The sequence below is a fragment of the Oceanobacillus saliphilus genome (assembly GCF_023522835.1).
GTDB lineage: Bacteria > Bacillota > Bacilli > Bacillales > Amphibacillaceae > Oceanobacillus > Oceanobacillus saliphilus.
Window position 1 is genome coordinate 1 of the sequence record NZ_JALCZU010000013.1, and the last position, 25,123, is coordinate 25,123.

Annotated in this window: 21 protein-coding genes; 19 read left to right on the top strand and 2 right to left on the bottom strand. The window is 38.9% G+C overall.

Going from position 1 to position 25,123, the window contains the following annotated elements; all coding sequences use genetic code 11:
• Positions 1 to 428: 428 nt before the first annotated feature.
• From MN204_RS17660 to MN204_RS17670, 3 genes are all read left to right on the top strand, one after another.
• Positions 429 to 1,943, top strand: a complete 1,515-nt coding sequence (locus MN204_RS17660; protein ID WP_249872418.1) for a 4-hydroxyphenylacetate 3-hydroxylase family protein — start codon at positions 429 to 431, stop codon at positions 1,941 to 1,943.
• Positions 1,944 to 1,966: 23 nt separating this feature from the next.
• Entirely contained in the window at positions 1,967 to 2,446 is a 480-nt protein-coding gene (locus tag MN204_RS17665; RefSeq protein ID WP_249872419.1) for a flavin reductase family protein, read from the top strand.
• A 231-nt stretch (positions 2,447 to 2,677) separates the two neighbouring features.
• Entirely contained in the window at positions 2,678 to 3,658 is a 981-nt protein-coding gene (locus MN204_RS17670; protein ID WP_249872420.1) for a catechol 2,3-dioxygenase, read from the top strand.
• Between the two features lie 73 nt (positions 3,659 to 3,731).
• On the opposite strand, the gene MN204_RS17675 is transcribed toward MN204_RS17670, so the two are convergent.
• Positions 3,732 to 4,508 (bottom strand): IclR family transcriptional regulator, encoded by a 777-nt coding sequence (locus tag MN204_RS17675; protein ID WP_249872421.1) that lies wholly within the window; start codon positions 4,506 to 4,508, stop codon positions 3,732 to 3,734.
• A 144-nt stretch (positions 4,509 to 4,652) separates the two neighbouring features.
• Between MN204_RS17675 and MN204_RS17680 the strand changes: the two genes are divergently transcribed.
• The 14 genes from MN204_RS17680 to MN204_RS17745 all read left to right on the top strand — a co-directional run bounded on the left by MN204_RS17680 (position 4,653) and on the right by MN204_RS17745 (position 20,961).
• A complete protein-coding gene (locus MN204_RS17680; RefSeq protein WP_249872422.1) occupies positions 4,653 to 5,567 on the top strand; it encodes an acetaldehyde dehydrogenase (acetylating) in 915 nt (304 codons plus the stop codon).
• A complete protein-coding gene (dmpG, locus tag MN204_RS17685) occupies positions 5,564 to 6,583 on the top strand; it encodes a 4-hydroxy-2-oxovalerate aldolase (protein WP_249872423.1) in 1,020 nt (339 codons plus the stop codon). The genes MN204_RS17680 and dmpG overlap by 4 nt, the downstream gene beginning before the upstream one ends.
• A 171-nt stretch (positions 6,584 to 6,754) precedes the next feature.
• On the top strand, positions 6,755 to 7,534 hold the full coding sequence (locus MN204_RS17690) for a 2-keto-4-pentenoate hydratase (RefSeq protein ID WP_249872424.1): 780 nt from the start codon (positions 6,755 to 6,757) through the stop codon (positions 7,532 to 7,534).
• A gap of 18 nt (positions 7,535 to 7,552) precedes the next feature.
• Entirely contained in the window at positions 7,553 to 8,344 is a 792-nt protein-coding gene (locus MN204_RS17695; protein WP_249872425.1) for a 2-keto-4-pentenoate hydratase, read from the top strand.
• Positions 8,345 to 8,360: 16 nt separating this feature from the next.
• Complete coding sequence (gene thmT, locus MN204_RS17700; protein ID WP_249872426.1) at positions 8,361 to 8,555, top strand: 2-hydroxymuconate tautomerase; 195 nt, start codon at positions 8,361 to 8,363, stop codon at positions 8,553 to 8,555.
• 1 nt (position 8,556) lies between these two features.
• Complete coding sequence (locus MN204_RS17705) at positions 8,557 to 10,029, top strand: aldehyde dehydrogenase (RefSeq protein WP_249872427.1); 1,473 nt, start codon at positions 8,557 to 8,559, stop codon at positions 10,027 to 10,029.
• A gap of 531 nt (positions 10,030 to 10,560) precedes the next feature.
• Complete coding sequence (locus MN204_RS17710; RefSeq protein WP_249872428.1) at positions 10,561 to 11,505, top strand: DUF4349 domain-containing protein; 945 nt, start codon at positions 10,561 to 10,563, stop codon at positions 11,503 to 11,505.
• Between the two features lie 320 nt (positions 11,506 to 11,825).
• Positions 11,826 to 12,995, top strand: a complete 1,170-nt coding sequence (locus MN204_RS17715) for an Rpn family recombination-promoting nuclease/putative transposase (protein ID WP_249872429.1) — start codon at positions 11,826 to 11,828, stop codon at positions 12,993 to 12,995.
• Between the two features lie 737 nt (positions 12,996 to 13,732).
• Positions 13,733 to 15,109: an NAD(P)-dependent oxidoreductase gene (locus MN204_RS17720; RefSeq protein WP_249872430.1), complete on the top strand. Its 1,377-nt coding sequence runs from the start codon at positions 13,733 to 13,735 to the stop codon at positions 15,107 to 15,109.
• A 26-nt stretch (positions 15,110 to 15,135) separates the two neighbouring features.
• A complete protein-coding gene (gene preA / locus MN204_RS17725) occupies positions 15,136 to 16,395 on the top strand; it encodes an NAD-dependent dihydropyrimidine dehydrogenase subunit PreA (RefSeq protein WP_249872431.1) in 1,260 nt (419 codons plus the stop codon).
• 63 nt (positions 16,396 to 16,458) lie between these two features.
• Positions 16,459 to 17,880, top strand: coding sequence for a dihydropyrimidinase (hydA, locus tag MN204_RS17730; protein WP_249872432.1), 1,422 nt, complete (start codon positions 16,459 to 16,461; stop codon positions 17,878 to 17,880).
• A gap of 71 nt (positions 17,881 to 17,951) precedes the next feature.
• Complete coding sequence (locus MN204_RS17735; protein ID WP_249872433.1) at positions 17,952 to 19,433, top strand: NCS1 family transporter; 1,482 nt, start codon at positions 17,952 to 17,954, stop codon at positions 19,431 to 19,433.
• Positions 19,434 to 19,482: 49 nt separating this feature from the next.
• Entirely contained in the window at positions 19,483 to 19,704 is a 222-nt protein-coding gene (locus MN204_RS17740; RefSeq protein ID WP_249872434.1) for a hypothetical protein, read from the top strand.
• Between the two features lie 21 nt (positions 19,705 to 19,725).
• Positions 19,726 to 20,961, top strand: coding sequence for a Zn-dependent hydrolase (locus MN204_RS17745; protein ID WP_249872435.1), 1,236 nt, complete (start codon positions 19,726 to 19,728; stop codon positions 20,959 to 20,961).
• On the opposite strand, the gene MN204_RS17750 is transcribed toward MN204_RS17745, so the two are convergent.
• A complete protein-coding gene (locus MN204_RS17750) occupies positions 20,918 to 21,124 on the bottom strand; it encodes a hypothetical protein (RefSeq protein ID WP_249872436.1) in 207 nt (68 codons plus the stop codon). The genes MN204_RS17745 and MN204_RS17750 overlap by 44 nt on opposite strands.
• A 262-nt stretch (positions 21,125 to 21,386) precedes the next feature.
• Between MN204_RS17750 and MN204_RS17755 the strand changes: the two genes are divergently transcribed.
• Together MN204_RS17755 and MN204_RS17760 are read left to right on the top strand one after the other, a co-directional pair.
• A complete protein-coding gene (locus MN204_RS17755; protein ID WP_249872437.1) occupies positions 21,387 to 23,594 on the top strand; it encodes an McrB family protein in 2,208 nt (735 codons plus the stop codon).
• Positions 23,569 to 25,059, top strand: a complete 1,491-nt coding sequence (locus tag MN204_RS17760; protein ID WP_249872438.1) for a DUF2357 domain-containing protein — start codon at positions 23,569 to 23,571, stop codon at positions 25,057 to 25,059. The genes MN204_RS17755 and MN204_RS17760 overlap by 26 nt, the downstream gene beginning before the upstream one ends.
• The last annotated feature ends 64 nt before the right edge of the window (positions 25,060 to 25,123 follow it).

A 25,123-nucleotide genomic window follows, 5' to 3' on the forward strand; every position in this document is an offset into this window, starting at 1 on the left:
AGTAAACTTGGTTAAGTATTTCAATCGTAGCATAGTCAATGGGACTTTTTGTGTCCTAAATACATTATTTCATACACCAGGAAATTATAGATTTTTTCGATGTGGATAATTTTATTATCGGAACAGCTACGTCCAGCGCAAGCGGACCAGGGACTATCAGGCTTCCCGTACCTCATCACGATAGAAGACTTGCCGACTGGGTAAGACATGAGGCTTAGTCGCACTTATACCCTTGTGGTGAAAGTCAAAATCGGTTCGTCCCTAAACGGGCGCTTGCGCTTTGGTTCTGTTTTCAAACTAACAATTTGTGTTTGATAATATCTAATATTCAAACATTTTATGTCGTTGTTTATGTAAGCGCTTTTAAATAGAATTAGATTAAGAATTGTAACAATAATTAAAATAACAAAAGTACTGGAGGTTGAAAAATGTTAACAGGTAAAGAATATTTGGAAAGATTAAAAGATGGTAGAGAAGTTTATTTGAACGGGGAAAAAGTAGAGGATGTAACCACACATCCAGCATTTCGTAATGCGGCTCGTTCTTACGCAAGAATGTATGATACCCTACATGATCCGGAAGCAAGTAAAAAGTTAGTAACGGAAAATGAATTTGGAGACAAAACGCATTGGTTCTTTAAAACGCCAAAAGGTGCTGAGGATTTACTTCATACTAGGGATGCTATTGCAGAATGGTCTAAGTTAAACTTTGGTTTTATGGGACGTACTCCAGATTATAAGGCTTCGTTCATGGGACACTTAAATGGATATGCAGACTTCTTTAAAGGATTCGAGGATAATGCAAGAAGGTGGTACAGAAAGGCATCAAAAGAAGTATCTTTTATTAACCATACAATCATTAATCCGCAAGTGGATCGCTCGAAACCACTTCATGAAAATAAGGATGTATTTGTACGCGCGGTTGATGAGAGAGATGATGGTATTGTTGTAAGCGGTGCTAAAATGGTAGGTACAGCTGCTCCATTAACAAATTATAATTTTGTTGCCAACTACGGACCAAAAGATTTAGGCGACGGTGATCAAAGTCATGCTCTTATTTTCATCATGCCAATGAATGCACCTGGAGTGAAGATGATTAGTCGTACATCCTATGAATTAAATGCTGCAACAAATGGTACGCCATTTGATTATCCACTTTCAAGCCGTTTCGATGAAAATGATGCAGTAATTGTTTTAGATAATGTATTTATTCCGTGGGAAGATGTCTTAGCTTATAAGAATGTAGAAGTATCTAATAACTTTGTACCTGGAATGAATTTTGTTAACAGATTCTCGATACATGGTGCGACTCGTTTAGCTGTAAAACTTGATTTTATGGCAGGGTTATTGCTTAAAGCTACAGAGGGTGCAGGTACACAGCAATTTAGAGGAGTTCAAGTAAATATTGGAGAAGTAATAGCACTTCGCAATATGATTTGGTCTCTATCTACAGCAATGGCTAGTGATCCTGATGTAGGAATGAATGGTGTAGCTATTCCAAACACGTCTGCTTCCACTGCTTATCGTGTATTGGCACCGAGCACTTGGGTTCGAGTTAAAAATATCTTTGAGCAAGTAGTTGCTGGTGGATTAATTCAGTTACCATCTAGTTCAAAGGATTTTCTAAATGAAGATTTAAGACCACACATTGATAAATACTATCGTGGAACAGGTATTTCTGCTGAAGAGCGCGTTAAGTTACTGAAGATGGTTTGGGATGCGATTGGTTCTGAATTTGGGGGACGCCATGAGCTTTATGAAGTGAACTATGCTGGTAATACGGAAAACATCCGTATTGAAGCATTGAAAATGGCTGAATTTGCAGGTAAAGCAGATTCTTATAGAGCACTTGCAGAATCTGCCATGAGTGATTATGACTTGAATGGATGGACGAATGAAACTTGGATCAATCCATCAAACGTGGAAAATTTAGTAAAGCAATAAACTTCTAAGGAGGAGGATTTATAATGGATGATCGTCAATTTAGAAATGCGATGGGGAAATTTGCAACTGGTGTAAATGTTATTACAACGGAAGTAGACGGAGATGTTCATGGAATGACAGCGAATGCATTCATGTCCGTTTCCTTAGATCCGAAGTTAGTAGTGATTTCAATTGGAGAAAATGCTAGTATGCTAGAAAAAATAAAGAAGAGCAAAAAGTATGCTGTCAACATTCTTTCAAAGAATCAAAAGGAATTATCGATGATATTTGCAGGGCAAATCAAAGAAAATAGAGATGTTTCCTTTGAAAGACTAGCGGATTTACCGGTAATTAAGGGAGCCTCTACCCAAATTTCTTGTGAGGTTGTAAATGAGCACGTAGAAGGAGATCATACACTTTTTATTGGAAGAGTAGTTGACCTTCAGCTTCAGGAATGTTCAGATCCATTGCTTTTCTATAAAGGGAAATATAGTTCTTTAGAAAGATCACAAGTAGTACTGTAATTTAATTGGGTATGATAATTTGTTCTATACGAGTGAATGAATAATCAAACTCAAAAGAAATATTTATTTTTTTTGAAAATACTAACATTTCGTCCTCCATAGCGGGACGTAGGTGTTTGAATCTATTTGAAACCGGATTATTATAAAGTTAACAGCTTTAGACAACAAGATTCGATTCAAGAAAAAATGAAAGCGATTTCTAAATGAATTAATTACAGGGAGGAATTAGTAATGAGTCAATTTAAAGAACCAATTTTTGATGTAGCACAATTAGCGCATGTGGAGCTTTTTTCTCCAAAGCCAGAAGAAAGTGTAGAATTTTTCACTAGATTTCTAGGGATGAATGTTACAGCGCGATCTGGTCAGTCCGTTTATTTGAAAGCATATGAAGATACGTACCAAAACACGCTAAAAATCACTGAATCTAAAGATGCTGGTTTAGGTCATTTAGCTTGGCGTACTATTTCTCCACAAGCATTAGAGCGTCGAGTCGAAGCAGTAAAGGCAACAGGATTGGGTAAGGGCTGGATTGATGGAGATATCGGACATGGGCCTGCTTATCAATTCACAACTCCTGATGGGCATAATATGGAATTACTATTTGATGTTGAATATTATCAGCCAAAAGAAGAAGAAAAAACAAGACTTTTAAACCGTAACGTAAAACGACCTGATCGTGGTGTACCTGTACGTCGCTTAGATCATATTAATCTTATGACTTCAAATACTGGTAAAAACACAGACTTTTTAGTGGATGCGCTTGGATTTAGGATAAGAGAACAAATCCAAAATGAAGGAAATGTTCTTGGAAGTTGGATGAGTGTTTCTAACTTGGTTCATGAAATCGCATTTATGCAAGAACCAAATCAAATTCCAGGTAAATTGCATCATCTATGCTACTGGTATGGAATTCCACAAAACCTTTATGATATTGCAGACCTGTTAAAAGAAAATGATATATTCATTGAAGTACCACCAAATAAACATGGTATTAGTCAAGCGTTCTGTATGTATGTACTCGAGCCAGGCGGAAACCGTATTGAGTTATTTGGCGACGCTGGATATATAATTACAGACCCAACTTGGAAAACGGTTACTTGGGAAATGAAAGATACACCAGGGTTTGGGGATACATGGATTGGAACTGCTTTCCCTGATTCATGGTGGAACCAGGGTACTCCTCTATCTGTACCTGAAATTACTAAAGTATAATGAGAGTGATAGATTTCTTTAAAAAAGACTGGTTCTTTTTTAAAGAAATCTTCTCATTTTAAAAAATGCTTTTTTATCTCTTCCAGTAACCGAGTTTTTCGGAAATTAATTCACCTGCATGAATTAATTCTCGTGCAAAGTATTGGATTCTAGGGTTCGTAAACCGGGTGCTTGGACCAACTAGATTAATGGCGGCAATTACTTTTCCAGAGTGGTCCCGAATAGGTGCAGAAACCGAGGTAACATCCTTGCGAAATTCGCCTCTGCTTACAGAATAACCTTGTTTAAGAATCTTATTTAATTCATTTTGAAATTTATCTCTTTCGGTAATCGTTGTAGATGTGAATTTTACAAGACCGTTACGTAGGATGGTGTCTACTAGATATGGATCGCTGTGCGCAAGTAAAAGCTTACCCGAGCTTGTACAATGTGTGTGATTATGAAGTCCAGAGTGGGAGCGTAATTTAACGGAATAAGGACTTTCTACCTTACATAAGTAAACAACCTCCATATTATTCAAAACAGCAAGATGAGATGTTTCCTTATGAGTATGTGCAAGTTTTGTAACGGTAGGAAGTGCTTCATGGTGAAGGTCAATATGTTCTAAAAAGATAGAACTTAATTCTAAAACAGATATACCAAGTTCATATTTATTCGTATCTTCATTTTTTCGAACAAAACCATGTGCGGCTAGTGTTACCAGGATTCTCTGTACACTGCTTTTACTGATGCCTAGTTCAGTTGCTAGTTCTCGAACCCCTTTTTGTGGTTGATCCATTGTAAAGGCGCGTAGTATTCGAATAGAGTTGTTCACTGAAGAAAGTAAATTATTTGGTGTATGCTGATTCATCAATTGTCCCTCCTTTAGGGTTGATTATATAAAAGTAGTCAGAAAATGTCCACTATACAGGGACGCCTTTATTGTTTGAAATTTTAGTAAGTAATATGATGAAAATAGAAGATGAAAGAACCATAGAGAGGAAGGTGCCAGATCATGTCAAAAATGAAAGTGGCAATATTAGGATCTGGAAATATAGGTACAGACTTAATGTATAAAATCTTAAAGAATGATGGAAGGATGGAATTATCCTTAGTGGCTGGTATTGACCCTGAATCGGAAGGTTTACGTAGAGCGAGGGAAGCAGGAATAGTGGCTAGCCATGAGGGGATTAAGGAAATTTTAGAAGATCCAGAAATCAAGATTGTTTTTGATGCAACTAGTGCAAAAGCGCATATTAAAGCAGCTGAACAATTAAGAGCAGCTGGTAAAATGGCAGTTGATTTAACTCCTGCAGCGATAGGACCATATCTCGTGCCGCCCGTTAATTTAAACAATCATATTGAAGCAAAGAATGTCAACATGGTTTCTTGTGCGGGCCAAGCAACTACACCACTTGTTTATGCAGTTTCAAGAGTTGTTCCTGTTCACTATGCAGAAATGATTGCAACGGTGGCGAGTCGTGCGATTGGTCCTGGAACAAGACAAAATGTGGATGAGTTTACAAGAACAACGGCAAACTCTCTAGTGAAAGTTGGCGGTGCTAGAACTGCTAGAGCAATACCTGTATTTAATCCAGCAGAACCACCAATTACGATGGCAAATACCGTCTATGCAGCAATTAACGAGAAAGATTTTGACTTCGATGCAATCAAGAAATCTATCAATGATATGATTGAGGATGTTTCAGAATATGTACCAGGTTACCGTTTAAAATCGGAACCAATCATTGACTATCGAGACACTTCATGGGGACGTTTACCAGTTGTCGTCATTATGAATGAAGTTGAGGGTGCGGGAGACTATTTCCCTAAATATGCTGGGAATTTAGATATTATGACAGCATCCGCAAGAAAAGTCGGAGAATTATACGCCAGTCATTCCTTACAAAATGAGGAGGTACGAAAGTGAGTATTCCAAGACTTACGGATACAACGTTAAGAGACGGTTCGCACGCTATTAGTTATAGTTATACTATTGAACAAGTGAAGGATATTGTACGTGGGTTAGATGAAGCTGGTGTTCCCGTGATAGAAGTAAGTCATGGTGCTGGTTTAAACGGTTCCACAATTCAGCAAGGGTTTTCTAAAACCCCAGAATTTGAACTTATTAAAGCAGCTGTTGAAACAGTAAAACAGGCGAAAATCGCTTCCTTATTTGTTCCTGGAATCGGTACGAGCGAAGAATTAAGGGAAGCGGTAGAAATTGGAATAAAAGCGATTCGAATAGCTGTTCATTGTACAGAAGCTGATGTAACGGAGCAGTATATCCGTTTGGCAAAAGAATTAGATATTGAGGCTGTTGGATTCTTAATGATGTCTCATACACAACCAGCTGAAGTACTTGCTCGTCAAGCGAAACTCATGGAATCTTATGGAGCAGACTGTGTGTATGTAGTAGATTCAGCGGGAGCGTTTGTTCCACAAGATGTAAGGGAAAGAGTTTCTGCTCTAAAAGAAGCATTATCCATCGATGTAGGATTCCACGCACATAATAACTTGGGTTTAGCTATTGGTAATACGGTAGCGGCACTTGAAGCAGGGGCAGATCAAGTCGATGGAACAGTAAGAGGTTTAGGTGCTGGTGCTGGTAATGCTCCAACTGAAGTGATAGTAGCTACATTAAATAAAATGGGAATTGATACAGCTATTAGTTTAGCTGGATTGATGGATTTATCTGAAGAAGTAGTTGCACCAATCATGCCTGGTCCAATTGTTATCGACCGAGATAACTTAGCTAGTGGATATGCAGGGGTATACAATAGTTTCTTATTACACGTAAGAAAAGCAGCAGAGCAATTCGATTTAAATCCTACTGAAATTATGGAAGAACTAGGAAAACGTCAAGCCATTGCAGGTCAAGAAGATTGGATTTTAGATATAGCCCTTGAACTCGCGGAGAAGAAAAAAGATCTTCAGAATATATAGTAGGCTAACAAAAAGACTTCGGAAGTTCTAAAGTAAAATGGTACAACATTCAAAAAATAACTGAATAATAACATATTAGAGACAACACCATTTGGATTGGGTGATGAATCCATTGCTTCATCCGATCCGTTGAATTTCGAGAGACTATTAAATGATTAAGGAGGGGTATAAATGACAGTACAAGAAGCGGCAACAAAATTGTTGGAAGCGGAAAAATCAAAAAAAGTTATCCAACCATTAACAGAAACTTATCCAGGTATTACAGTTGATGAAGCATACCATACACAATTGGAAATCATTCGCCACAAAGTTGAAAATGAGGGCCTAATCATTGTTGGTAAGAAAATTGGAGCAACTAGTAAGGCAATCCAAAATATGTTCGGCGTCAATCAACCAGATTATGGACATTTACTAGACTATATGATGTATGTAGAAGGGGAGGAGATCCCATTAGAAGACTTTATTCAACCAAAAGCAGAATTTGAGATTGCTTTCAAGTTGAAGAAAGACTTAAAGGGTCCAAATGTCACCATAATGGATGTAATCGATGCTACGGATTATATAGCTCCTGCCATAGAGATTATTGATAGTAGAATTGATGATTGGAAAATAAAATTTGAAGATACGGTAGCAGATAATGGTTCATCAGCAGCGGCTGTAATCGGTGGGAAACCAACTAAATTAGATGGTATTGATTTAACTCATATTGGTATGGTTGCTTATAAAAATGGTGAAATGATTGATTCTGGAGCAGGGGCTGCAGTGTTAGGCAATCCATTACGTTCTGTTGCATGGTTAGCAAACTCTTTAGGCAAATATGATGTTTCGCTTAAAGCTGGGGAAGTTGTGTTATCTGGTGCATTAACCGCTGCAGTGGAGATAAATGATCAAGATACATTTACAGCAGAATTTGATCATATTGGTTCTATTAGTGTTACGTTTAAACGATAGAAGGAGAGAGGTGAGATCATGATTAAAACAGATGTAGTAGATGTTATTGCAAAGGAATTGTTTGATGCAGAAAAAAATAAAACTGCAGTGGATAAGTTTGTAGATAAATATCCTGAATTAGATGAGGCATTAGCATATCAAATTCAAGATAGATTAGTAGAAATGAAAGAAAAGGAAGAAAACACGAAGAGAGTTGGATGGAAATTAGGTCTAACGAGTAAAGCAAAACAGCAAATGATTGGTGTTCATGAGCCTTCTTATGGTGTCTTACTAGAAAGCATGCAATTGAATGAAGGAGAACCAATCTCCATTGCTCCTTTTATTCATGCAAAAGCAGAGCCTGAAATTGCGTTTATTTTAAATAAAGAATTAAAAGGTCCACATGTAAGTGTGGCAGATGTACTATCTGCAACGGAATATGTAGCACCAGCCATCGAAATTATTGATAGTAGGTTTTTTGGATTTAAATTTACACTTGCTGATGCGGTAAGTGATAATTCCTCTTCTTCCAGATTTATTATTGGAGAACGTTTTTACAATCCAGAAAACTTGAATTTAAAATTAATGGGATTTGTTTATAGACAAAATGGGGAAGTTGCAGCAACTGGTGCTGGGGCAGCAGTAATGGGACACCCTGCAAGGGCAATTGCTTGGCTTGCTAATAGACTTTATAAAGTAGGGAAAAGTCTAAAACCAGGTGAAGTGATCTTAAGTGGATCTCTATCTGCTGCTCTAGAAATAGCACCAGGAGACCAATATACTGCTAGTTTTGATGGAATCGGTTCCGTTCATGCGATATTTACAGAATAAATATAGGGGTGAAAAAATGCCATTTATTCAAGTTAATATTTTAGAAGGAAGAACACCAGAAACAAAAGAGCGCTTTATTCGTGAAGTAACAGATTTGGCTTCAGAGGTTTTTGATGCTCCTGAACAAAATGTTCGAGTGATGATTAATGAACTACCACCTGAACATTGGGGTATTGCTGGTGAATCAGTAAAAAAACGGAGGGAAAAATAAAATGGTGACTGTGAAAACAGATGTAAAAGAAATCGGGTTGTATATAAATGGTAAATATGTACCTGCTAGTGATAATAATACATTTGATGTAATGAACCCAGCTAACCAAGAACTGATTGCCCGTGTTAGTGAGGCTACGGAAGAAGATGTAGACCGTGCATGTCGAACAGCTAGAGATGCATTTGAGAATGGTCCTTGGAGACAAATGTCTGTAGAAGAACGTGCTGTTAAACTAAGAAAAATGGCAGATATCATTTTAGAAAGAAAAGAAGAGATTGCTCGTTACGACGCAATGGATGTTGGTAAACCTTATGAAGCTACAGTGGCTCATGAAGTTGCACGTGCAGCAAATAATATTCGTTTCTTTGCAGATTTTGCCGAAAAACAAGGTGGGGAAACATACCCAATGGGTGAGGAATTCATCAACTATACTAGGTATGAGCCGGTTGGTGTTGCTGCATTAATTACTCCTTGGAACGTTCCATTTATGTTGACGACTTGGAAACTGGGACCATGTCTAGCTGGAGGAAATACGGCTGTCATTAAGCCAGCAGAAAACACTCCTTTATCTGTTTCTCTTTTAGGTGAAATTGCAAAAGAAGCAGGAATTCCTGATGGTGTAGTAAATGTTGTACAAGGACAAGGTGGAGTGGTAGGTAATGCATTGACTACACATCCAGAAGTTGATTTAGTTTCTTTCACTGGTTCAACTGCTACTGGAAAACGAATCCTAAAAAGTGGTGCAGATACGTTAAAGAAAGTATCATTTGAACTTGGTGGTAAGGCAGCAAACATCATTTTTGAAGATGCGGATCTTGAAAAAGCGGTACCAGGTTCCATTCGTGCAGCATTCTTTAACTCAGGTCAAGTATGTCTTGCTGGATCAAGAATTCTAGTCGAGCGTTCTATTTTGGATGAATTCTTGGAGAAGTTCAAGCAAGCTGCACAGGCTTTAAAAGTAGGGGATCCGCAACAAAAAGGGACAGATATGGGACCATTGGTTAGTGAAGTTCATTATAATAAAGTAACAAGCTACCTTGAAATTGCGAAAGAAGAAGGTGCAGAGCTCATAAGTGGTGGAAAACGCCCAGATCTTCCAGAACATCTAAGCAATGGGTTTTATCTTGAACCTACTATCTATTTAATTGACAACCCGAAAGCTCGTATTTGTCAGGAAGAGATTTTTGGGCCAGTTGTAACGATTATTCCGTTTGATACGGAAGAAGAGGCTCTTCAAATCGCTAATGACACGGACTATGGATTAAACGGTGTAGTTTGGACAGAAAACCTTCAAAGAGCACATCGTATTTCTCATAATGTTCGTGCTGGTACGATATGGGTAAACTGTTGGTTCGTACGTGACCTCCGCGCTCCATTCGGTGGATTCAAGAAGAGTGGTATGGGTAGAGAAGGCGGTCATCATAGTATGGAATTCTTTACCGAAGCCAAAAATATTTGTATTGCATTGAATTAACTAGAAAACGGTTCTTCTCAAAAATGAGGAGAGCCATCTTTATTATTTAAATGAACAGACAAGTTCGCTTGAGGAGATTCAGGAACAGCTAGGGGAATTAACAAAATGGTCCAAAAAAAACGGCATTTAAGAGGGAAGCACTATCTAGTTTAGTTGCATGATAAACATCTTAAAACCTGAATTATTCACACTTCTAACCGAAAGTACGAATTGAAGCCAAAATGGAATTCAAGTTCCTGTCCCCTATCGCTTTTAAAACTGTAAAGCAGCGGATAACAGGCACCGTTTTCGTGTCACTGCCTTCGGTTCCTCCCGATTGTAAGTTATTTGGTGGAAATTTTAGGCGGCTTGAACAGTGGGGGAAAATTAAATAATGCTCAGATAACACCATGAAATAGCTTAATAATAGTTCCATCAGACTTCCAAACGTTTGGAGGTCTTTTTTTTATTTGGAAATAGATGTAACACTTTTCCGAAAATTACGTCTGTAATGATAGATAAGCTGTTAGAAAATGGAAGGGGTAGTTCTCTATGAAAAAAGGTTTGTTTATTTTAATTGTTCTTTGGATTGGCATTCTGTTAAATGCCTGCAGTAATGATGCTGAAAATAGTACTACATTCAGTGATAGGGCTGATTTTGACACAGAGGAAAGCGCAGAGATGGTAGAGATGGAAAGCAACAACTCAATTAGTGGAGGAAGTGATGGTGCCACAGAGCAGGCAGTAAGTGATTCACGAGAAGAAAGTGTTTCACCACAAGAAGGAGCATTCATCCAGACAAATCGAAAAATAATTTATACTGCCAATCTGCAAATTGAGGTAAAAAATTTCCAACAAACATTAAATACGATTCAGTCCCAGGTTGCAAATCGCGGAGGATATATTGTGGATTCTAATATGCAAGGATACGCTGAAAATGATTCCATCAATGGACATGTGACAGTGAGGATTCCCCAGGACCAGTTCCGTGAATTTATTCAGGTAGTGGAAGATGGAAGCAGTAAAGTGTTGGAAAGTTCCATTTCAGGTCAGGACGTGACAGAGGAATTTATTGATTTGGAATCACGTTTGAAATCGAAGCGTGTTGTGGAAGAAAGACTGCTCTCATTTATGGAACAAGCAGAGAAAACAGAAGACCTGTTAACCATTTCAGCCGATTTAGCAAAGGTTCAAGGTGAAATGGAGGAAATTACAGGGAGAATGAATTATTTAGAAAATAGAACTGACTTGGCAACAGTTACGATCTATATGGAGGAAAACAATGTAACAATCTCAGGAATGAGCGAAGGGGAACTAGACACCTGGGAAAAAACGAAAAAACAATTTTTGAACAGCATTAATTTTATTCTCGCCGTATTTTCAGGCATTTTTGTTTTCTTTATAGGTAATCTGCCTGTGTTTATCTTGCTCGGAATTATAGCAATGATTGTATTTTTCATTTATAGAGGAATAAAGAAAAATAACCAGAATGATTAGGCACATTGGTGAAGTTCAATGGGAGATGAGTTAATACTTGGTTATAACTAATGAAGTCAGGTGTAGATACAAAAAGTAATTGACATACAAAAGTGTCGGTCACTTTTTGTTAATCTACAATTGTGAACTAAATAACGTTCCATTAATATGACAGAAAAGGCATGGATACATATGTTTCCCATAACTAATAAGGTGAGCGTTTTTGGTTGAAGTAGGCACACTTACATATAGGAACGTTTGTTTGTTCTTTGGGGATATGCTATACTATTCGTAGGAAAACACCTCTGTAAGTCTTCATATACCACAAAGGATGTGTTGAAATGTTACGAGACATACTCATTCAAAAAAATTCCCCGTATTATACCGCACTTGCACTTCAAAAGGTAAGAGAGAGCCCAAGAGAATACTATCACAACAGAACAAAGCTGCTTAAACGGATACCGCTCGCTAGACTAATGGATTTGAAAGTGGACTATGCTTTCAAGCAACTATTTGGAAATGAAAAGAATAAGGATATCACGGTTGTCTTTTTGAATGCTATTTTGCAACGAACAGGTCGGAATCGCATCAAAGATATTTCATTTACGAATACGGAATCAGGCGGCGAATATATTGATGATAAACAGTCAAGGCTCGATTTATTAGTTGTCACTGATGCTAATGAATGGATTAATGTAGAGATTCAATTTACCAATAAATACGAAATGGTTAAACGTTCGATTTATTATTGGTCGGGGACATATCGCAACCCTTTTCAAAAAGGGATGAGTTATAGGGAACTGTCATCTGTAATAACTATTAACATCATGAATTTTAATCTACTTGATCAAACAGAACGTTTCCATACGACATTTCATTTGTACGAGGATGAAGAAAGGTTCAAATTGACAAATGTGATGGAATTTCATTTTGTTGAAATGCCGAAGTTAATAAAGGACTGGAAAGATGATAAACTAGACTCATGGAATAATGTGTTGGCAAGGTGGCTATTGATGCTTGGAATTGTTGATCACCGCCAGGGGAAAATCTACGATGATATTTATAAGGAATTGGAGGAAATCACCTTGAAAGATAAAACATTACGTCATGCTTTTGAGAATTGGGAAGAACTGAGTATGACCCAGGAACAATACCTTGCCTATGAATCACGATTGAAGCATATTATGGATGAAGAATCGGTACAGCGTGACAACGAGCTATTAATGAAAGAGGTAGAACAAATAAAAATAGAAACAGAACAAATAAAAATAGAAACAGAACAAATAAAAATAGAAACAGAACAAATAAAAATAGAAACAGAACAAATAAAAATAGAAGCAGAACAAAGAGTAACAGAAGCAGAACAAAGAGTAAAAGAAGCAGAGGAAAAAGCAAAGGAATCATTAGCCCGCCGTCTTTTAACAAAAGGTATGGAAGTGGAATTTGTCGTAGAGTCTGTAGAACTTACAAAAGATAAAGTTATTGAAATCCAGAGAGGTATGCAGGGATAAAACGTTACTAATCTAACTTTGGAAAATAATCTAGGTATCGGTGGGCCGATGATTTAAAACGGCCTTAACTATCTCCATCGCTAAGTATCATGGTTATATCCTGAGTTGTAAATAAATCTAGATTGAAATTTTAGAGCCATAACCCCCATTTCTTTAGAGGATAAAGAAATGGGGTTTTTCTGTGAGAGAAGCGCTGGGACGGTTCTTTTGCTTCCTTGGAGGAATAATTTACAAATGGGGTGTATTGTCACTTGCTAGAAATCAAAGAGCATGCGCCACCCCTTTATCATATTAGAGTAGTGGGGGACAGGCACGACCTTTATAGTCCCCCAATCCCTTTGTTTACAATTTGATTAAAATAAGCATTAATATTTTTACATTTTGTCCAATGTATAAAATATTTCAAAGATTATAATAGTTATATAATACGTACTTGTATATATAGTTAATATAACGAAACATTTCTTTGATTAGAATCTAACATAGGGCAATAACCACACCTCTCTACATGTAAATACCTCTTTATTCAATTGGTTTTTTCTAGAAATAAATACTGCATCGCCTTACGAGAGAAGGAAGCTTCGTAGTCTATTTATCATACCAACCCTTTCCAGGTCAAACCGTTTACACAAATCAGAAGGCACGAATTCATGGAATACTTCATCCGTTATGAAAGGAATAATTTTCTCTTCCTTTTTTCTTTTGTTTAGCCACTAATATTTAAAGGAGGTTTATCATTGGGTAATTTATTAAAAAACTTAATAGCTGATGATGTACTGAAGCAAAATTTCGAGGAAGCGAAGCCAAGCTTTAATCAACAGGAAGCATTGGATGAGGCAAATCGGTGCTTATATTGTTACGATGCGCCTTGTATTACAGCTTGTCCTACAGGCATTGATATCCCAAGCTTCATTAAAAAGATTGCATCTGGAAATATGAAGGGATCTGCCACGACGATTATGGAATCCAACCCAGTAGGTGCCAGTTGTGCAAGGGTGTGTCCGACAGAGGAGCTCTGCGAAGGTGCCTGTGTACTGAACCACTCGACAAAAGCAATCCCGATTGGCGACCTGCAGCGATATGCAACCGATTGGGCTATTAAAAACGAACAGGTTTTGTTTCAGGCTGGTAAAAAGAATGGAAAACGGGTTGCCATCGTTGGTAGTGGACCTGCTGGATTATCGACAGCAAGGGAATTGGCCCGTTTGGGTTATGAAGTAACAATTTTCGAGAAGAAGAACGAGGCGGGAGGGTTAGATACGTTTGGAATTGTTCCATTCCGTCTTCCAAAGGAGATAGCTCTTTGGGAAGTGGGACAGGTGGAAAAGCTTGGTGTTGAAATTCGCACCAATATGGAATTGGGGAAAGACATTTTTGCAGACGAATTATTTGAAAACTATGATGCTGTCGTGCTAGCAATTGGCATGTCAAAGGTGCCAATGCTTGGAATTGTTGGGGAGGAACTTTCAGGGATTTACGATGCTATTGATCTCGTTGAGCGAACAAAAGAAGGGCATTATGATGCAGGATTCCGTGGCAAACGCGTTGCTGTAATCGGGGCAGGAAATACTGCGATTGATGGTGCCACAACATCTATAAGGTTAGGCGCGGAAAATGTTAAGATTTTATATCGCAGGACAGAAGCAGAAATGACTGCATATGATTTTGAATATGAGTTTGCAAAGCAGGATGGTGTTGAATTTAGATGGCTGACCACCCCGAAACGATTAATCAGCGACGAAGAGGGCCATGTGAAGCAGATGGAATGTGTGAAAATGGAGCTGCGTGATTCAGGAAAAGATGGACGCCGGAGACCAGTTGAAATTACCGGCTCTGAATTCATAATGGATGTTGATATTGTTGTGAAAGCAATTGGGCAAACGAGGCATACGAAGATTATTGAAAGTTTTGGTTTGGAGCATGACGGAGGAGTTGTAAAAGTCGATCCGGAATCATCCATCACTTCAAATCCAAAAGTATATGCTTGCGGCGATGTGATTTTTGGCAAGGGTGTTGGTGAAGCAATGGTCGTATCTGCTGCCCAGCAAGGAAAGGAAACGGCATTATCCATCCACGAGCGCTTTAACGAATCTGTAAAGGAAATTGCTTTATAAATTGAATCAAGGACAGGAGGATGAACATGGCTGATATAAGTATTAATTTTGCTGGCATCAAATCACCCAATCCGTACTGGCTGGCCTCTGCACCACCAACAAATACGGGCTATCAAGTACAGCGGGCATTTGAAGCAGGATGGGGAGGCGCTGTATGGAAAACGCTTGGGGAACCCATTTTGAATGTAACTTCACGTTTCGGTGCACATCACTTTAATGGTCAGCGGGTTGCCGGTTTTAATAACATTGAATTAATTTCGGATCGTCCATTGGAGGTTAATCTAAAGGAGATTTACGAAACAAAGAAGCTGTATCCAGACCAGGTTATCATTGCTTCCCTGATGGTTGAACCTGAACGGGAGAAATGGCACGAGTTAGTGAAGAAGGTACAGGATGTTGGAGTTGATGGGATTGAGTTAAATCTCGGATGCCCTCATGGTATGTCTGAACGCGGGATGGGATCAGCTATTGGTCAGCATCCGGATTTAGTCGAAATGACGACCATGTATGCCAAGGAAGCAGCTATTGTACCTGTCATTACTAAGTTGACCCCAAATATTACCGATATCAGAGTTACAGCTAAAGCAGCATTACAGGGTGGAGCAGATGCGGTAAGCATGATTAACACAATCAACAGTTTAATTGGTGTAGATCTGGATACATGGAATACAATTCCGAATGTGAATGGGAAGGGTGCACATGGTGGTTACTGTGGTCCCGCGGTAAAGCCGATTGCGTTAAATATGGTCGGCGATTGTGCAAGAGATCCTGGGTTCAATATCCCGATTTCAGGAATTGGCGGGGTTTCCACCTGGCAGGATACGGTTGAGTTTATGTTGATGGGGGCAGGTGGTGTCCAAATTTGTACGGCAGCGATGCATCACGGATTCCGAATTATTGATGATTTGACAGAAGGTTTATCCAATTATCTGGATGAAAAAGGAATCGCTTCTGTCAGTGAAATTATTGGCGCGTCAGTTGAGAAATACACAGACTGGAGTAATCTGGATCTGAATCATAAGGTCGTTGCCCGTATAAATAACGATATTTGCATTAATTGCAATAAGTGTCATATTGCATGTGAAGATACATCCCATCAATGTATTGATATGTTAAAAGATGAGAACGGCAATAACTATCTGAAGGTAAGGGAAGATGATTGTGTCGGATGTAATCTTTGCTCGATTGTTTGTCCAGTGGATGGGGCTATTGACATGATTGACCTCACTCCAACAGAACCGCCAATGTCATGGAATAAGCGTGAAGCAGCAATTAAGATGCTTTAAAAAACAAACCTAGAAACAGTAATCTCATCTTACAAGCATTCATTCCATAAGAGGAGGATTTCAATGAAGAAGATTATTAAAAATGGAACCATTGTTACCGCAACGGATACGTACAAGGCCGATATTTTGATTGAAGAAGACAAAGTGAAAGCGATTGGAAAGGACCTTAGCGATGTTTATGCAGAAGTGATTGATGCAACCGGCCAGTATGTCTTTCCTGGAGGAATTGATCCACATACACATATGGAGATGCCATTTGGCGGAACAGTCACAAAGGATGATTTTGAAAGCGGTACCATAGCTGCAGCGCATGGTGGAACAACAACCATTATTGATTTTTGTTTAACAGAGAAAGGCAAATCGCTCCGGAGCGCACTTGAAACGTGGCATTCGAAATCCGATGGCAGAGCTGTGATTGATTATGGATTTCATTTGCAGATTGTCGAAGCAAATGAAGAAGTATTGAAGGAAATACCTGTTGTCATGGAAGAAGAGGGTGTAACTTCTTTTAAAGTTTTTATGGCTTATAAAAATGTGCTGCAGGCAGATGATGAGACACTCTTTCAGACACTGACCACCGCCAGGGAACATGGTGGATTGGTTATGGTCCATGCAGAAAACGGGGATGTCATTGAATATTTGACAAAGGAGGCCTTGAAACAGGGAAACACGGAACCGATTTATCATGCCTTGACACGCCCACCAGAGCTGGAGGGGGAAGCTACAGGCCGTGCAGCTAAACTGACTGCACTGGCAGATTCACAATTATATGTTGTCCACGTTACATGCAAAGAAGCAGTGGAGCAAATTGCGGAGGCCCGCAATAAAGGATTTCGCGTATTTGGTGAGACCTGTCCACAGTATTTGGTGCTTGATCAGTCCCACATGGAAAAGTCAGAATTTGAAGGTGCCAAGTATGTCTGGTCACCGCCGCTTCGGGATAAGTCCAACCAGGAAGTATTGTGGAACGCACTGAAAATTGGACAATTACAAACCGTTGGATCTGATCATTGTTCCTTCGATTTTAATGGACAAAAGGATTTGGGCAGGGATGATTTTACGAAGATCCCAAATGGGGGGCCGTTTGTGGAAGATCGCTTCAGTGTTCTATTTTCGGAAGGAGTTAAAAAAGGACGTATTTCCATTAACCAATTCGTTGATATGATTTCAACACAGGCAGCAAAGCTCTTTGGTCTATTCCCGCAAAAAGGGACGATAGCACCTGGAAGTGACGCGGATATTGTTCTCTTTGATCCGAATGTCGAACGTACTATTTCGGTGAGTACACATCATATGGCAGTGGACTACAATGCACTGGAAGGAATGAAAATAACCGGTCAGCCTGTGTCGGTATTATCGCGAGGCGAATTCGTTGTTAAAGATAAGGAATTTGTAGGAAATCCCGGTACAGGGAAATTTTTAAAACGCGCAAAATTTAATGATAGGACAATTGTAAAGCAGGAAGAAGCAACAGCAAATAGATAAGCTCCATAAATCCCGATGCTGCGGTTAGTCAAAGTTTGGATTTCTTTTACAATCTACTTGAGGGGTGGTTGATGGGTTTGCAAGAGAAAGTTAATAAAGATTCCTATTTGAAGTCGAAGGATTTGCTTCCTATTCATCATAAGGAAAAATCAATCGGTACAATGGGTTTTTTCGCAATGTGGGTCGGTATGGCAATCCTTCTGGCAACATTTGATATTGGTGCCATGGGGATACAGGGTATTTCGCTACCATGGGTAGTGGGGGCAACATTGATTGGGTGTATTGCTATTGGGGGCTTTATTTCTATTATTGGTGATATCGGTATCGAGCATGGCTTAGCTTTTCCTGTTTATATGAGGGCGCCATTTGGAACGGTTGGTACCCATATTCCGTCTATTACGAGGGCTGTTACTGCTTCATTTTGGTTTGGAATCAATACGTATTTTGGTGCAACTGCAATCAATGCAATCCTGAACACAATGTTCACAGGCTTTGATAACTGGCTACTATGTTATATCCTATTTGCTATATTCCAATTGGTTAACGCAGCCTCTGGTATCAAATGGATAGAGCGGTTTGCTGATTTGGCAGCACCACTTATCATTATTTTTTCTCTGTTAATCTATCAAACCTTATCGACAGAGATTGCAGCGCAAGGTAATAATGTATGGTCATGGGTGGCAAGTCCAGTAACAGGAAGCGCAGCTGTGACTGCTTTTATGGTTGTTATTTTTGCGAATATGGGATATTGGGCAACACTTGGATGTGATATACCTACTATTTCCAGGCATTTTAAGGCGCCAAAATTTGAACGGAATTGGTTTAAACGCAATAAGACAACGGTTGTAGGAAGTCTCATCGCCCTGCCATTAACGGAAGCATTTATGATAGTCATAGGGGCAGCGGCTTTTGTTGTTGCAGGAACATCGAATCCGGTCACAGCATTGCAGGAGACTTCCTCTGGATGGATGCTTGCGATGCTACTGCTTATGGTAGTTTTGACACAGTGGTCAACGAATACTGCCGCAAATGTACTGCCTGCAGCTGCCGTGTTTTCGAATGTCTTAGGACCAAGGGTTTCTCATGCGATTGCTGTTTTTGTTGCCGGTATTGTCGGAACGGTTATTCAGCCGTGGAGCGTGTACGAGGTTCTGACACAAGTGCTGTTAATAATTGGTGCCGTATTATCGTCGGTCTGTGGCATCCTTTTTGCAGATTATTACTTGCTTCGGAAACGGCGGGTAAATGTTCCGGATTTATACAAAGCTGATGGCCAATATCGCTTTAATGGAGGGGTTAATGTGGTAGGCTTTATTTCCTGGGCAATTGGCGGACTAATCGCTACCCTTTTTATGACCTATTCCTTTATCGTCGGTTTTGTTGTTGCGGCAATTGTTTACTATTTCTTATCTAAATATTGGTATTTTAATAAATTTCCACAGGCAGAAATTATTAATCCTAGTGATGAAGAATATCTTGGAATTACCGTCGGGCGTGATTGGACCATTGATGAGAATATAAATGAGGAAAAACCAATGGAAGTTGTAAAATAATGTAGCATCATATATTTTAGAAACATTCATTGATGGAAGGAGAAACGACATGTCCAACTATCAGGAATTTATAGAAGAGAAACAAGCAATCGATGCTTTAATGAAAGATAACTATAGGATTAAAAAAATTACAGGAACGCTTGAGGGTGATGTTGTGGAATTTGAGAAACAAGGGGAATTTGCCGTTAAGCAATCTATTCTTTTAACAAATCCGGACAGCAGAAAATATGTAACTACCATATTAATTAAAAAACAGTTGCAGAAGCAATAGATATGATCGGAGGAAGAAATCATGGAGAAGCAAAAAGTTCTCATAAATGGAGGACGGTTAAAGCAAACGATTGAGGAGTTTGCTGAATTTGGAAAAACGGAGAATAATGGTGTTACGAGACTGGCTCTTTCGGATGTTGATATACAAGCAAGAAATCATTTTCGGTCTCTATGTGAAGCACTTGGAATGAAGGTTACGTGGGATGACATGGGAAACATGTATGCAACACTTGAAGGGGAAAATAATGATCAACCTCCAGTAGTGATTGGTTCCCACCTGGATTCCGTCAAGAAAGGCGGACGGTTTGATGGTGTCCTTGGTGTTTTGACTGGTCTGGAGGTAATACGAACAATGGTCGATAATCAGATTAAACCAAGCATACCGATTGTCGTAGCCAATATCACCAATGAAGAAGGTGCCAGGTTTGAACCGTCGATGATGGCTTCCGGTGTCATGTCGGGACGATTTGATAAAGGTCAAATGCTAAAAAGTAAAGATGAAAACGGTGTGTCATTTGCGGAGGCATTAAAAGCGAGTGGTTATGAAGGCGATAAACAACATCGCCTAACAGATGCGACTGCTTTTATCGAACTCCATATTGAACAGGGACCTGTCCTTGAGAGTAACTCCATCGACATTGGGGTCGTTGAATGTGTAGTAGGGATGTGCTGTTATGAGGTTGAAGTAACGGGAGATTCCGACCATGCCGGTACGACACCGATGGCGATGCGCAAAGATGCTCTATTTGCAGCGATTAACCTAATAAATGAAGTTCGGCAAAATATGGGCAAACTGGACAGTGATTTGGTTTATACTATTGGTAGGATGAATATAAGTCCAAACATTCATACAGTCATTCCAAATAAAGTCGTATTTACCATCGAAGCACGTCACAAGGAAGCAGCTGTAATTCGCCAGGTGGAAGCTATTATTCAAGGGTTGACGGAGTCGGATGGCAGGGAAAAATGTGATGTAACTGCTGTAAAACTGTGGGACCGTGATACCGTCTGGTTTAGTGATCAGCTTGTAGAGTCACTTGAAAACTCCTGCAATGCATTGAACTACTCGTTTAAACGGATGCCAAGCGGTGCAGGGCATGATGCACAGTTTATTGCGACATATCTTCCTTCTGCCATGATCTTTGTTCCAAGTGTCAACGGGAAGAGTCATGCAGAAGATGAGTTAACCTACTGGGAAGATTGTGAAAAAGGGGTTAATGTTGTTTTGCAGACAGTTCTGGATTTAACGACAAATTAGCAAGCGGCATGGATGTCCGATGACATCCATGCCCTTTTTTTTCATCCATGCAGGCAAATTTACTGTGTTGGCATTGGCTTCCTTCTTTATGCTGGGACAAATTTTTCAGTAGCTTATATGCAGATAATGCCAGTTCAATAGCCTGGCGATTGATTGGTTCCATAAAGTCTCTTCTCAATAACACCTCAATTTTGTCTAGACGGTGGTGCAGGGGCAACTATAAACAGTCGATCTGCGGTTTCTTTTTTGAACCCTAAATAATGAAGGTATATCGCAAGTGTTGACAGCAGTTCCTTTTTTTCTTTGTCGTATGTTAGGATGGGACCCAACCAACGCTAGTAATCTATGATACAATTTCTCATAGGTAGACTAATCAGAAAATCATAAATACATATGAAGATAAAAAATAAAAAGGTGGAATCATCTTGAATCTTAACTATTTTCAATCGCTCTTTAATGAAGAAAATACGGAAACCCGATGTCGGAAGGTGCTAGACGAAGTATCGCCGGTGGTAACGCAATTATTTGAACGTTTTGTTGAAACATTAGGCGATCATTTAGGAAGAGAGTATTATATTCGATCCTATGACACGACACTCACCACCACATACCATGATGCACGCAATCCAGCCTATGCAGAGAAGAAAAAGAACTCGGATATAGGTAGAAAATATACAATTGGACTTTATCGCAAATTGAATGAGAAAGAGCATAATGTATTTATGTTAGAGTTTAACGGCCTTAATCAAAGTGTCCTGATACATACAGAATTAAACTTTTTCCCGTTTTGGGCGTGGGTTAAAAATAATAAATTCCACCATGTCATGGAGTCAATTCCTTCTGACTATTCTATTTTTACTGGATGGAAGGAAAAAGAAACCATACCAAAAGGAGAACTTGAAGCTTTTATAAAGAGCTGTATAAAACCAAAAAAACGCCCCTGGTTCCAGATTGGGACAAGTTTTCCATTGGAGGGAGAATTAGAAGAAGGAGTTCTTCTCCAAAAACTAGCAGAAGTGTGGGAGAGACTGGAAGAATTTCGCTCTAATTATATAGAGGAATTAAAAATCTCACAGCAATCATTTGATGCATTGATGCTGCTGGCTTCATCAAGAAACATCAATGAAACGGAACTATTGGGACGTGCTTATAAGGTAGATGTAGCTGCTGTGGAAGATTATAAATCCTCTGGTAAGCGTCAAGCCTTTCACTTATATGACGGCGATCAAATGATAACGAAAGGATTTTTATATTACCTGGAACATCATGATAAAAATTCTCCGTTCCAAACAATCATGGTTCAACTGGAAGGGCACAATCATATTTTCACAAGTGCCCGGGAAATTCTCGGAACAGGCAAGAAAGAATGGTGGATAACGAAAGTTTTTTCCACTCAGAATTTAAATAATCATGAAGTGATGCTCTATGCTATGAAACTATTGGACGAGCATGGTTATCAGGTAAGGAATACAGAATATCTGATCGGTACGTTTGATAATGATACAAGGTCATTTGTGGAAGGGGCAGACAATGTTAAAAAGACATTCATTGATGCTGCATTGATATTCGCCCATGCCAGCAAGAGACTTGAATTGCCTGAAGGAAGCATTAATCCAGTTGATCCGGGCCCAGTTGATAGTATTGAACCAAATTTCGTATTTGATGAAATTCATCAGGTGATATCAGACAGTTCGTTTACCTTTTCAATGGAAACTATAAGAGACTTACACTTGAACCTAACCAGTTTGGATGATAAACATTTTGTGTTGTTAACCGGTATATCTGGCACAGGTAAAACACAGCTTTGTCGTCTGTATGCCAATGCCGTGTATGGACTGGAATATGAAAATGATAACCCTTATTTTACAATTATCCCTGTAAGACCTGATTGGACAGATGCAAGTGCTTTATTTGGTTATTATAGTACGTTTGAAAAGCGCTATATTAAAACTGAATTCCTGAATGTGTTGTTAAACGCATTAAAAGAACGGGAGAAGCCGCATTTTATTTTATTGGATGAAATGAATTTGGCTCGAGTGGAGTATTACTTAAGTGACTATCTTAGTGCGGTGGAGTCGCGAAAAGAAATACAAATACATCAGGATGATACGATTAGTGATATTCCGCAGAAGTTAATTATTCCACCGAATGTTTATTTACTTGGTACCCTTAATGTAGATGAAACGACACATTCTATTTCGGATAAAGTACTCGACAGGGCATTTGTTATGACACTGTCGGATGTCGATTTTGCAACGTATTGGGAGCAAGCTGAACAAGAATTAAAGGAGACGTTAGAAACTGAATTCAGAATGCTGAATGAATTACATCAAGTTCTAATTAAGTTTGATTTGCACTTTGGTTATCGAACGATGGGGGAAATCCTTCAAAAATTATATGCGAATAGCCAATTGCCAGAAGAATATCAAATGGATTCTTTAGAAGCACTTGACCGGGCAATATCTGAAAAGGTATTAACAAAAGTTCGTGGGGATGAAAGAATCTCTGAAATGCTTCAGAACATCGAGATGTGGTTGACTGAAAATATAAAATTCCAAGGAGTTTCACTCAAACATGTGAAGCGGATGCAGGAGGAGTTGGATTATTATGGTGCCACTCAATTCTGGAGATAGACTGGAGATTTGGAATCCCAAAGAGGGGTGGACACCATTTCAAACAGCCTATTTAACTGAAGCAACAGAATATAAGCTTCGATACCACGGGGATCCTATAGATGTAATAATTCAAGGGGTTCCCATCTCATTCTATCCAGAGAAAGACTTCTACTTATGTACCTGGGTGACGCCATTTCAAAGTGGGTCAATGACTGTAATTGTTAATGAGGAAGAATATGAAACATATTTATACCCTGATCAACGAAAACTTACAGAGGATCAGTATGAAATCATGTTAAAAGATATTATGAATGAAGCCAGTATCTGTTTTCAGTATAGTGGGTTAGAAACGCAGGTAAACGCTTATGGAAAAAGCCGGGAGTTTTCATGGACACAATGGATCTATATGGAGCAAAATTTTTATGAACTGAGACGTATTTTTAATCGAATTGTTCAACAACCGATAAGACAGTTAAATAAAACGTCAGTAATGATGAAAAGGGAAAAGGTCCAACGTGCTGAATCAGGTACGGTGAGATGGTTGGATAAACAAGGATATGGAAGTGATATTCCTCCGAATGTTCAACATGTAAGAACTTCAGAATCGAAAAATGTATACGAAAATCAAGTATTAAAGCAGCAACTGAAAGACTTACACCGTTTGTTACGCAAGTACGAGACAACTGATATAGAAGCTATAGCAAGAAAAGCGAAACAATATAGGTCTATCGTTTCCGGCTGGGTAAACGGAGCATTTTTAAAAGATATTACAGAAAATAAAGGAGCATTTCAGATTACCCAGCGATTTAGAAAAAATCCTACATACCGGGGTTGGTATCAGTGGTTTGAAAAGCTTTATAATCATAAATTTGAAGGAATCGGATTTTCGTATCCGATTCCTTTAAAGGACACCTTTCAATTGTATGAAATTTGGTGTTATATGATGATTATTAAAGTAATAAGGGAAAAGGGATATATACAAGATACAAAGGGAATATTCCGGACTACCAATCATGGGGTATTTTTGGATTTAGCAGAGAACAAAGAAAGCCGCATTACGCTAACTAATTCAAAAAAACTTTATTATCAACGGAACTATCAATACAATACAAAGGATTTCTATACGTATACGCAAAGGATGATTCCAGATATAGTCTTGGAAGGTGAAGACAGTATGATTATCTTTGATCCCAAATATCGTGTAAAAGAAAATCTAGGAACCGCGCTCGGAGAAATGCACAAGTATAAAGATGGAATTTTACATCGTGAAACAGGAAAGAAGGCAGTGCAGCACGTATTTATTTTGACCCCTACGACTAATGAATCGGCTGATACAATGAGGTATTTTAAAACGGATTTTCATGAAAGGTATGGTATGGGGGCTATTCAATTGTTACCAGGCGAGGCAATGGATGAACTTGCAGAGAAGATTGGCATGTTGCTGAAGCACGAGGACGGTTCTTTTGCTTCCTTGGAGGAATAGTTTACCAATGAGGTGCATTATCACTTGCTAGAATTCAAAGAGCCTGCCCCACCCCTTTATCACA